The 11,831-nt window shown below is 43.7% G+C and carries 6 protein-coding genes and 2 tRNA genes; 2 read left to right on the plus strand and 6 right to left on the minus strand.

The window, feature by feature from the left end; genetic code table 11:
• Positions 1 to 69: 69 nt before the first annotated feature.
• Both BF9343_RS20305 and BF9343_RS20310 read right to left on the minus strand, forming a co-directional pair.
• Positions 70 to 1,752: a S41 family peptidase gene (locus tag BF9343_RS20305; protein WP_010993740.1), complete on the minus strand. Its 1,683-nt coding sequence runs from the start codon at positions 1,750 to 1,752 to the stop codon at positions 70 to 72.
• Positions 1,753 to 1,796: 44 nt separating this feature from the next.
• A complete protein-coding gene (locus BF9343_RS20310; protein WP_005791279.1) occupies positions 1,797 to 2,786 on the minus strand; it encodes an adenosine kinase in 990 nt (329 codons plus the stop codon).
• An 82-nt stretch (positions 2,787 to 2,868) separates the two neighbouring features.
• Between BF9343_RS20310 and BF9343_RS20315 the strand changes: the two genes are divergently transcribed.
• Positions 2,869 to 2,942, plus strand: a tRNA-Asn gene (locus BF9343_RS20315).
• A gap of 29 nt (positions 2,943 to 2,971) precedes the next feature.
• Positions 2,972 to 3,045 (plus strand) — tRNA-Asn (locus BF9343_RS20320).
• A 116-nt stretch (positions 3,046 to 3,161) separates the two neighbouring features.
• Here the strand turns inward: BF9343_RS20320 and BF9343_RS20325 are convergent.
• The 4 genes from BF9343_RS20325 to BF9343_RS20340 form a co-directional block, all read right to left on the minus strand.
• Positions 3,162 to 5,624: a glycoside hydrolase family 127 protein gene (locus BF9343_RS20325; RefSeq protein ID WP_005797477.1), complete on the minus strand. Its 2,463-nt coding sequence runs from the start codon at positions 5,622 to 5,624 to the stop codon at positions 3,162 to 3,164.
• A gap of 1 nt (position 5,625) precedes the next feature.
• Positions 5,626 to 8,373, minus strand: coding sequence for a DUF5695 domain-containing protein (locus BF9343_RS20330; protein ID WP_005797475.1), 2,748 nt, complete (start codon positions 8,371 to 8,373; stop codon positions 5,626 to 5,628).
• A gap of 151 nt (positions 8,374 to 8,524) precedes the next feature.
• Positions 8,525 to 9,832, minus strand: coding sequence for a DUF5017 domain-containing protein (locus BF9343_RS20335; RefSeq protein WP_005791272.1), 1,308 nt, complete (start codon positions 9,830 to 9,832; stop codon positions 8,525 to 8,527).
• A gap of 18 nt (positions 9,833 to 9,850) precedes the next feature.
• Entirely contained in the window at positions 9,851 to 11,830 is a 1,980-nt protein-coding gene (locus tag BF9343_RS20340) for a RagB/SusD family nutrient uptake outer membrane protein (protein WP_010993742.1), read from the minus strand.
• Between the last annotated feature and the right edge of the window lies 1 nt (position 11,831).

Genomic DNA, 11,831 nt, shown 5'->3' on the forward strand with positions numbered 1-11,831 from the left:
ATGCTTCCTAAAGGAACTTCTACGAAAATCGGAGTTATCCGTGGTGTTCTGATCCGGCCGGCCGGATATTTATTTCTTTACCGGAGCACTCAAGGTCTCTTTATATTTCACCGGATCGGCCAATATCTTAAGAGCAGCTTGTAGCCCGTCGTCATCTTTTAATTGCTGGATGATGCCGCCACGTGTGTAGTAGTAACGCTTAATGATTTCATCGGCGATCATCGACCTGATATCTTTAGAGAAATAGTCGAGGTCACGGTCCAGGTTATGAGTCAGCTTCTTCTCCAATGCCTTAATCTCTTCCGAAGCCTCATCCAGATAACCTTCGAACTTGGCAGCCTCTTTTAGCGTCTTCATAATCTTCTCACTTTGCTGATCGTACTTGAAATCAGCTTTCTTCACCATCGCTTTAAAGTCGTTATAGTCGGCATCGGTCACCTTGAACTCCTGTGGAGAAGGAATACTCGGATGCTTCAGGCAATACTGCGTCGCATAGTCGAAAATCAGGTTATCACGTACCAGATAGAAAAGAATATTAGGCAATTTCTCCTGCTTGACTTCGATGTCCGGCATCACTCCTCCCCCATCACGAACTTCACGACCGGCTGCCGTATGGAACACGGTAGTCAGACTATCGGGGATAGTACCTACACTGCCATCTTCATTGCGGTGTTTATAGTCGATGGCCTGCACACAGCGTCCGCTGGGAATGTAATACTTGGAAGTAGTAAGCTTCATTACTCCTCCATAAGGCAATGGGCGGGTGGTCTGCACCAGTCCTTTTCCAAACGTACGGCTACCTACAATCACAGCACGGTCGAAATCCTGGAAAGCTCCGGAAAGGATTTCGGAAGCGGAAGCCGTAGCACCGTTCACCAGTACAGTAATCGGGATATCGAGATCCAGCGGTTCACGTAATGTCTTATAGGTATTGCTGGCCTGTTTGGTCTTTCCCTTCGTCGTTACAATCACTTTACCACGAGGCAAGAAAAAATTAGCAATCTCTACCGCTTCTTCCAAGCGTCCGCCACCGTTACCACGCAGGTCAATCACCAATGAAGTGATACCTTCTTTCTTCAGTTTCAGAAAGGTCTTCTTAAAATCTTTCGAAGGAGTGCCGGAAAAAGTACTCAGATTGATGTAACCTACATTATTAAAAATGGTATCATAAGGAATCATCGGAGTCTGGATGGTTTGACGCACAATATCAAATTCCAATGGTCGTGTCCCTCCTTTTTCGTCCGGACGCTCCACTTTCAGCTTGAAACTGGTACCTACTGCTCCCCGGAGCATCTGGCTGACTTCCTGGTTATTTTTCCCCGCCAAATCTTTTCCGTCAATCTCCATCAGTATATCACCGGCCTTCAATCCGACCTTAGCTGCAGGAGTTCCCTCAAACGGTTCGGCTATCATCGAACGTTTCAGCTTTTGATTGTACGTGATCAAAGATCCGATACCTCCGAACGAGGCATTCAACATTTGCTGCAGTTCGGCCTGATCGTCCTCCGGATAGTATTCCGTATAGGGATCGAGCGAAGACAACATATAGTCGATCCCTTCACGAACCGTCTTATTCGGATCAAGCGTATCTACGTAAAACATATCGAGTTCTTTGACGATAGAATTAAAGGTATCCAGATTTTTAGCAATCTGGAAGTTACGGTCGTCACCGCTCTTGAAACTAAAGAATGCTACAGCAACCAACACTGCTGCCAACAGGACACCATTTCGTCTATTCAGAAACTTTTTCATACACTTTTCGTTAAAATGAGACGTAAAAGTAACTCATTGCCTGCTTACTCTGACAGAACTTCGTTAATATTTAACTTTATTTCATCCCAACGCTCACCGGGAATCGTGGTTCCAACTATCTGTATAACATTTCCGGAGAGAATTGAACCAATCTTAGCACACTTCTCCAAAGAATATCCGCAAGTCAGTCCGTACAGAAATCCGGATGCGAAATAGTCGCCTGCTCCTGTTGTATCAATCACTTTTTTCACCGGAATAGCTTCTACCTTAATTTCTTCAGTACCCTTACGAATATAAGAACCATTGCCGCCTACCTTTACAATGGCAATACTGCATTTCTTACTGATCAACTCAAGAGCTTCTTTCGGATCTTCTTTGCCCGTAAACGCTTTCGCTTCTTCTTCATTGGCAAAAACAATATCTACATATTTATTTATTAATAAGGTGAAGAATTCAAGATCACCCGCTACGATATTATAACTGGCCATATCCAGACAAACCTGCAATCCGGCCTCTTTTGCCAACTCGATGGCATGAAGAATCATATCATGATCCTGTACCAGATACCCCTCGATAAGCAGATATGCATACCCTTTGAACATATCCAGCGTTAAATCTTCGGCTTTCAGCGTAGAGGCAGCACCGAGATAAGTACCGAAAGTACGTTCTCCGTCCGGAGAAATAAAAGTAGAAGCAACTCCCGATGGCAGATCAGACACTAATAATTTATCTTCGATGCCATTTCTTTGCAGATTTGCCCGAAAAAAGTTTCCGTAAGCGTCATTTCCGATTTTTCCGATAAAACCGGTCCCGGCACCCAAACAAGCGAGTCCGAGGATCGTATTTGCAGCCGCTCCACCGGTTGCCAAGTGGGTTTTCATTCGGCTAAATCGTTCGTTAATCTGCTGTAACTTAGCATCATCAATAAGTTGCATGCTTCCCTTGGGTAATCCCATTTCATCAAGGAGTGTATCATCTTTCAGGGTTGCAAGTACGTCTACCAGGGCGTTGCCCAATCCAATTATTTTATCCATTTCACTAATTTTTTTTGCAAAGATATTGCATATTTCAAAATATCCTATTACTTTTGCATCGCAATTGAGAAAAACAAAACATTCTTCCTTAGCTCAGTCGGTTAGAGCATCTGACTGTTAATCAGAGGGTCCTTGGTTCAAGTCCAAGAGGAAGAGCAGATATTCACATTCTCAGTTATTTAAATTCTTCCTTAGCTCAGTCGGTTAGAGCATCTGACTGTTAATCAGAGGGTCCTTGGTTCAAGTCCAAGAGGAAGAGCAAAAAAGGTTCGTCAACAAGACGAACCTTTTTTTGTTTATACACCCTAGAAAAATAGAGAAAGAGAATGTTGCCTCTGCTGCACAACACTCTCTTTCCAGCTGATAAAAAAGAACCTACTCAAACCTTATCTCTGAAACACCTATTGATTTTCCTTTCTGAGGTTCTATAAGAATACGAACGGATTCCACTTCAAGACTACCGGATGGATGTACTACGTTGAACCGATCGGTACCCATCTGATAAGAGTCCGTCACATAGAGTTCAAGGGGAGTCCAACCGGCATCCGACTTATATTCCACCGACCAACCGGACGGAACAGTTATTTTGTCTTGATCATCCAGCCAATACACGGAAAGTGAATTTAGTAGGAATGGCTCTCTAAAGTCTACCTGCACCCATTGTTTACCCGATCCCTCAGACACCCACTGTTCTGTAAGCTTGTCTGCAGAAGATTCAGATACTTTTCCATCACAAAGTGCACGCACGGAGATATTCTTCCCTCCGGCAACAGATGAAGCATTCACTCCTTTTACATTACGCAGATAAGCCATGGTCTGCTGACCGATACTGGCTGTAGAAGCCTCTTCGTTTAGCCAAACCAGCATTGTACGGTTATCTCCCCGATTACACCAAGCATAATAAGGAATCATCGTAATCTCTCGTGAAGTGATTCCTCCGACCTTCTTTTCCATTCCGGGCAAAGTGATCCTCTCCAATCCTTGCAGCACGCCGGAAGAGATGTTTGCTACCTTAGCCTGTGCTTCGTTCGTATCCCCCAGATAGAGCCGCTGAACAGGTCCCGCATTATCTACCTCTTCCGCACAATAGACCAGTGGTCCGCGAGTTACAGCAGTTTTACCTATATTTTCACTGACTTCGGGAATACAATCAACAAAACGTACGGGCATCGGTATGTTAAGTTCAACTACGTCACCGGGCTTCCAGTCACGTTTGATAACGGCAAATCCTTTCTCCATCTTGAAGTCGGTTTTCTGCCCGTTGACACTCAATTCTACTTCCGCCTGCTTGGGCTGCTTGTAGGGATAAAGTCCTCCCGGCACAAATTCGTCGGATCGTGCCCACGTAGGAATACGCATACAAACCGAGAATTTGCTTCCCTTTTCAGGTTGTACCGTCAAGCGTACTTTCCCATCAAACGGATAAGCAGAAGTTTGCTCCAGTTTCACACGGGTTCCTTCCAGAGGAATAGTTGTCTGACTGCCACCATAAAGGGTCAGGTAAACTCTGTCTTTACTGTAAGCATACATATAACCCGGCACTTGCAGAATCAAACGAGAAATATTAGGAGGACAGCAGGCACACCCGAACCATTTGGCACGTCCGCCATTCCCATGATTAAAACGTCTCACTCCATCTGCTTCAAGAGGATTGACATAGAAGAAACGATCACCATGCAGATTGATCCCTGCCAACGAATTGTTGAAAAGTGAAAGTTCCGCTATATCGAGAAACTTAGCATCGCCACTATCCAGATACATGCCATAATTAAAGAAGACATTTGCTACTGCCGCACAAGTTTCATTATAGGCTGTTAAGTTAGGAAGTTCGTAGGGAGCTCCAAAACCTTCCATTCCTTCTACAGCCCCGAGTCCACCTGTAATATGCATGCGGGTCGTCACCAGATTTGTCCAAATGGAATTGAGAGCCTTGGTATAATCGTTCAATCCGGTCAAGGCATCCACCTGCGCCATAGCCGTGTACAAATAAGCCGCACGGACCGCATGTCCCACAGCTTCCGTCTGCTCCTTCACCGGTGCGTGTTGCTGTGCATAAGTGGGTGCCATCACTCCTTCACCCTCAGGACGATAGGTCACTCCCCTGATCTCCAGAAACTTCTTCGCCATATCGAGGTATAGCGGATCATTAGTCACCCGGTATAGTTTACAAAGTGCCAGTTCAATCTCTTCATGTCCCGGAGCCTGGTTAATAGGTTTACCCCCATTATAATTCGGATCACCTCCTTCAAAGAACACTTTATTCACATGCTTGGCACTTTTGATAGCAACGTTCAGTAGTTTATCTTTACCTGTAGCTTGATAGTAAGCTACTGCGGCTTCGTACAGATGCCCCACATTATAAAGCTCGTGACTATGAACCACCCATGAGTAAGGCTTCTCACCCATCTCACGAGGATCGGGATTACCACAAATATGTGAAATATATAAATATCCGTCGTCTTTCTGCGAAGCAGTGATCAGGTCTGCCACTCGATCCATGAACTCTTCCAACTCCTTATTTGGTTGAATCATCAATGAATAAGACACCCCTTCCATCACCTTATAAAGATCAGAGCTTATAAAACGATGAGTTTCAGGAAGAGCGGTAGAGTCTCCTGCCAAGAAAGCGGCACAACGCCGGAAACGCTCTACTGCCGGGGCACTTTGTTCGACAGAGAACGGTACTGTTACATTGATTTCCGTCTGCATCCTATTCTTCCAAAACCCATCGGTCAAAGTTACCTGATTAAAAGGAACGGGTGTTATTGTCTGCGGCTCCTCCTCCGAGCAAGCTGTCGCAAGGATAAGCAGAAATAGCCCTGTTAGTACATTTTTCATTCTAATTTGTTTTTAAAAGTTTCACTTGGGTATGTTTGTCCGTAACGGGTACCTCTATATAATAAGGATGATGTGCATTACCCGCCTCAATATTGAATGTCGTTATCATTTTGTGATCGGTCATGACAGTATATTTACCTTCAGGCATTCCCTCAGCCCGGATAGTTGTGTTATGAGGTTTATCAGAACGGTTTTCTATGCAGAAACTCAGTTCTTCCGTCCCTCTCAGAGTGATCGGGTAATCTTTCCGGAATCCGTCTTGCATCAACTCGACCGAAAAACGGACAGGAGTCATGATACGGACCTGACGACGTACTCCGTCAAAAGGAATGATACTCACTGTTCCATCTTTATCCATTCGGACATTTCCTCCATAACCGATTAATCCGAAATCAGGATCATCGAGCAGATAAACTCCTGAACCGTGAATACCTCCGGTAAGCCCATGGTCTATCTCACCATCAAACCGCCAGGGAGCACGCCCCACTTTGATATAATTCATATAGGTACGTGAGTTCTGATAGGGTGAAAAAGCCCAGCCTACAGCACCGTCATTTTGTTCTCCCCGATACCAATAGCCAAAATCTGTCTTTTTAGTCCCGGTATTCATCAGTGCCCACGAAGCCAACAAAGAATTATATCCATAATTAATATACCTATCCGGCCGGTCCGAAAACCGGTAAGCATAATCGAGTAATGCCACTCCGCCCATTTGGGTCATATAATCCAGATTTACATATTGTCCACTCCATGCTGTACCCAGATTAGCATAACCTGGTTCAAACAACCCTCTCAACGCCAGGTTTCCATCCAACTGATTCTGCATGAAACGATCAATCATCGAAGTGTCAAACGAAGTATACGAGTACCATTTTTTCCGATTCTTATCATACCAGAATTGTTCTTCGGGTTTTATGGGATTTAACTTTGCATACTCTGCCACATAATAGGAGGACTCAAAAGCTGTACGGTCAACAAACATCTCGGATCCAAAAGGCCAGGGATCTTCGTAAACCATATAAGTTACCTTTTTCTCCCATTCACGACGCAACTTGGCTGCATCTTTTAATCTACCTTTCTGTTGCAGGGCATTGATAATATCCAGCAGATATCGCTCATGAAAATTACCTTGTTTATAGGCCCAGTCCGTCCAACCATGAAAAGCCCATTGTTTACCCATCAAAATATTATAGGGTACTTCAAAATAAGCCATCGCTGTCCGATAAGCACGTTCCAGATAGCCATCAGCATCCAGATAAGATACCATTTCAGGATTATCCTCTGCTATCCGGTAGAGATTATAATAGATGGCAAAATGAGTGGTATAATCAAAAGTTCGCCACATACGCCCCTTACCGGAACCCCCGTCTTCATATCCGCCATATTTCCCGCTGCGGTTCTGATACCAGTTTTCACTGCCGTAAATACCATATGGATAGGGATATTCCTCATCCGTACGTTGCAGCTTGCCCCACACAAAATTTTCTTCATAATACTCCAAAGAAGCAATTTCTTCTTTATTAGGATAAATGACATTCTTCTCACTCACATAGACTGGTTTACTATTGGACGGATCATCAGATCCGCCTACCATAAACTCCTCCCGCAAATCGCCCAAGTGATCAGGTGAAAGTAACTCGGATTTCTCCATATCCCAAAGACTATAAAGTCCATTATACCATTTGGAGGAATCACGATGTTGTTGTTTGTCCACAATGAAACGCGCCCGTTTTTTTATCAGGGTTTCCAAAGGCTCGGTCACAAAGAAATCGAGAAAGCATATCAAATCATCTCCATAATGAACCGTAATCAGGTTTTCTCCCAAACGGGAGAAACGGAACTTATAGATATATTTATCTCCTTCCTTTTGTCCAAGACTGGTTATCTGTATCTCCTCAGGATATTCTGCCACTAATTCAGCAACAGGCAGTTTCGATTGCAAGGCACAATAGACCTCAAACTCAGGAGTGACTACCATACCGGGAGCAACTTTCACAACCACTCCGTGTTTATCATAAATCTTCGTTTTTACCTCTTCATGATTTCCAGTGAGTGTGAAGTTGAAACCTGTCATGTAATGCTCGTAAGGCTGTACGTTTTTTGAGGTAGACGGTAATCTCCAGCTATCATTGGTACGATCTACAGCATTCATTGAATGCAGATAGTACTTGCCATCTTGTGTAGCATATTCTATCGCAGTTCCCTTATGCATAGTCATCAGCAGAATATCACCTTGCCCTGTCAGCGGAGTCCAATAAAAGAAAGAGGCATTTCCATTCAGAGAGAAATGACGGTTCAGGTTCTGATGTGCCTGAATAGACTCATCCAAAGCGCCCACAGGCAGAGCGAACCACATATCCGTCACCTTCACCGGATGATGACTGCGATTAAAAAAATCAATCTCCCAGTCTACTTCTTCTCCTTTAATAGTAAAAGTTTGGTAAAGACGCACATCCGAAGGAAGCTGCCAGAATATCTGTATCTTATCCGGAGTATTCGACAAGACCAGAGGAGTAATATCAGCCAAAGAAACGGCATAACTCTTCCCTCTTACTTCATAAGTCAGACTCAAATCGCCCAGATATTTCCCGTGGTCTACATAATTCCGAACATTGCCCGCACCTTGAAAAACGAGCGAACTCACACCTCTCTCATCCGGACTGACTTCCATCTGTGGTATTACGGCCTGGATAGAAGAAATATTCAGATAAAAAAAGAGTAGAGATAAAATACAATACTTAAGTTTCATAGGCACTATTCTTTATATTAATAAAGTAATCTACAGTAGTTGAGTATTGCTGCCTTCCACAGGTCCTAAAAGGATTGTGCAAAACCCCTTATTAATGGATACCGCGACCGGGCAGACACTCAACTACTGATTTACATTCTACCGAAGGATACTACGGTTTTACCGAAACCTTCACACTGCTAAGTGCTCTCTTATGACTATAGTCATCCAAAGAATTACTTCTTTCCTCGCTATAATCTATTCCTTTATAATCTTTATCACCTACATTGGTAGCAACAGCAGTAATTGTAAAGTCACCGGCTCCGGTGTAAATATACTTATAAGTTTTCTGAATTCCTCCGGTAGTATATACAGAACCTAATGAAACACCGGTATTCCACGGTTCATATTCATCAGTTCCCATCTCTATAAAAGAGAGATAAACATCTCCCTGAAAACCTTTGTACTTTGTATAGTCGGCTTCATGTACCGGAAGACCGGTAGCAGGATCGAGTTCACATTCATACGATTCCAATACTCCGTCTCCGTCCAAATCATATTTATAAGGCGAATCATCAGCTGCCACAAAAGTCGAACGACCATTCACGTACATATCCACTTGACGAAGAATGATTTTTTCTCCATGATCCAAAAAAGGCTGCAAGTAAGTATCCCGGTTGTACATATCACCCAGTTTATAAAATCCTTCCGTAGGACGGCGGGATAATGGATCGTTAGTCTGGAACGCTCCATACGAACGCTCATCTTGGAACGTATAATATTTGTATCCTGCACTATATCCCTGAAAGTCTTCCAACTGTTCGGTATGTAAACCAAAATAAGCAGCTACCCATGCATCATTAGAGTATTTACGTATTGCACGATCAGCATCACACGCTACAAAGCGACTCTCGATAATTGTATTACCCGGTTGATTGGCAAGTCCTCCAAAGATATGAATATTCGGCTTCATCCGGATACCCGAAGGAATCCGCCGATCTGTCACCGTAAACTTCAATTGATTCGTCCCTATATAGCTCATTTCCATCAGTGCCTCCGGAAAGTCTCCTTTTTTGTAGGGCACTAACTGGATATTATCAATCGCTCCGAAAAACTCAAAATCCTTTTTTACGTCTTCTATACTCTGATAGTCCTTAAAATATTTATAAAACAAGGTCTTCTCCCCATTCTTTGCATAAGAGACCCGATAACATTCTTCATAAAAGCTATCCCAATCATGTTCCATAATAGCTTTAATACGCGAACGCTCAAAGTTTTTTCCTTCATCACCCGTAAAAAGTGTCAGGTACTGAGCATCGGTATTGATCGTTACCGTCACCTCTTCACCGACTTTCGGATTTTCGGGAGACACAGAGATACTGACAGACGGTGTTTCTACATCTGCACCAAATTTCTCACAAGAAACCAGTGAAGTAGCTGCCACAGCAAGCAGCCCTATAATCAGTTTATTTGTTTTCATATCCATTCGTTTTTAACATTAAAAATATCCCGGATTTTGTTTCATTTCTGGGAAGAACGATAACTCGGTAAACGGTATCGGCATCAGCACACGGTACACTTTCTCTTCATTAAAAAGATGCCAAAGGTATTCCCCACGCGCCGGATCACCAAACGGATCAAAGAATTGTAGAGGATCGCGATAACGGCAGATATCAGCCAGATCAACCATTGAAACATCAGGGAAACGTGCTACATCGAGCCATCCGCAATCATCCTCGGCTGCCAATTCGCGTAAACGTTCATACATCAACTCTTTCAGTGCATTAGCCGGACTGATATTAGTCGGAATCATCATAACCGAACCCGGTTGATAAGTATAAGGAGCATCTCCCTGAGAAACAAACATATCTTTAATAGATCCTTGATGGCAAGCACGATCACGGATAATATTCATCGTTTTCACTCCTTCCGAAACATGGCCCTGCATGATTTGTGCCTCCGCTTTCAGCAAGTAAATCTCTGCCAAACGTAAAACAGGATAGTCCACTCCACCATAATTAATATCAAAGGTTGAACTCAACTCACTCGGGTTCAGGTTACGGAATTTACCTAATTGCCACCAATTACAGTTCCACAAGTTAGGCTTGTTCTGCCCATTCGTTTCATTCTTCCACCACGCCCGTTCATGACTTTCAAGAGCTACATCCATTACTTTGAGCTGTTCTTCGGTGTAATCGTTCACCTTACCCGGCTCAATATAAAACTCGGGGCCTAATTCACGTCCGGCAGGTTCAAACACCCACAACCCGATAGGAGCTCCACCACTGTTAGGACCGGTTACCCAGCCTTTCACCGAACTCCACATACGACGGGTAATGTCTCCGGTTATGGTGTACTTTCCGGTACGATCATAGAGATTCTGCAAGTCATAAGGAGTCGTTCCGGGCTTCGGACTTTCGGCATTGAAACGATCTACCTGGCCATAGTCCATACATACGTCCTTGAAGCTGTAATTATGTTCCCACATCGGTATATCATACAGCAACGTCAGCCACGAAGTAAGATTGCTTCCACCGGTTGCTCCGTATTTACCTTCACCGGCAAACCCCATAGGTATCTTGTTTCCTGTACCGACTCCTTCTTCTGCCAATACACTGAACATAATCTCGTTATTTCGTTTGGTAAATACAGCAGGGAAATATTCTTCCAACTTATAAGTTCCGTACACGCCGGCAATGATATCGTCACACAACTTCACTGCATCAGCATATAACGTTGTCTTATCTACACCATCAGCTGTTGTTTCATTAATCTTGTTTCCATACATTTCTGCACGGCGGATATAAGAAGCGTGGAATATTTTCATTTTTGCCAACATACCGGCTACGGCACCTTTGGTAACACGACCATAAGCAATGCCCGAACGGTTATCCAAACACTTGTCCAATGCATAGGCCATCTCGTCATAGAGGAACTTGAACATCTCCTGGCGGGTTGCTCGCGGCACATAATCCGGCTTCGGTCCGGTAGGCTCTATAATCAGAGGTACACCGCCATAATAACGATACAATGTAAAGTAAGCATAAGCCCGGAGGAAACGAACTTCTCCCATCAGCATTTCAGTAGCTGATCCGGTGATCGTAGCTTTATCCAATGCAGAATGTCCTGCATTCTCATCAATCACCTCTTTATTGGTTTCCAGCCTCTCAAGTATCAGATTTGCCTGTGCAATATACGCATAATGCTTTGACCACAAATTCAGTACACTACCCGATGTCGAAGTCAGGTCGAACGGACCTTCATTCATCAATGAAGGCATCATAAACCGGTCACTGGTCATAATTCCATCATTGACATGCCCTGCATTAGCATACAATATAGCTACATTACGTAAAGCAGCATCATAGGAAGTATAGAAAGTTTCAGACGGAAGTTCTGTTTTCGGTAACTGGTCGAAATACCCCTCACACGACACTAAGGCGCAAGAGGTTAAAAGGGCTAATAATATTTTTTTCATG

The organism is Bacteroides fragilis NCTC 9343 (assembly GCF_000025985.1).
Classification (GTDB): domain Bacteria; phylum Bacteroidota; class Bacteroidia; order Bacteroidales; family Bacteroidaceae; genus Bacteroides; species Bacteroides fragilis.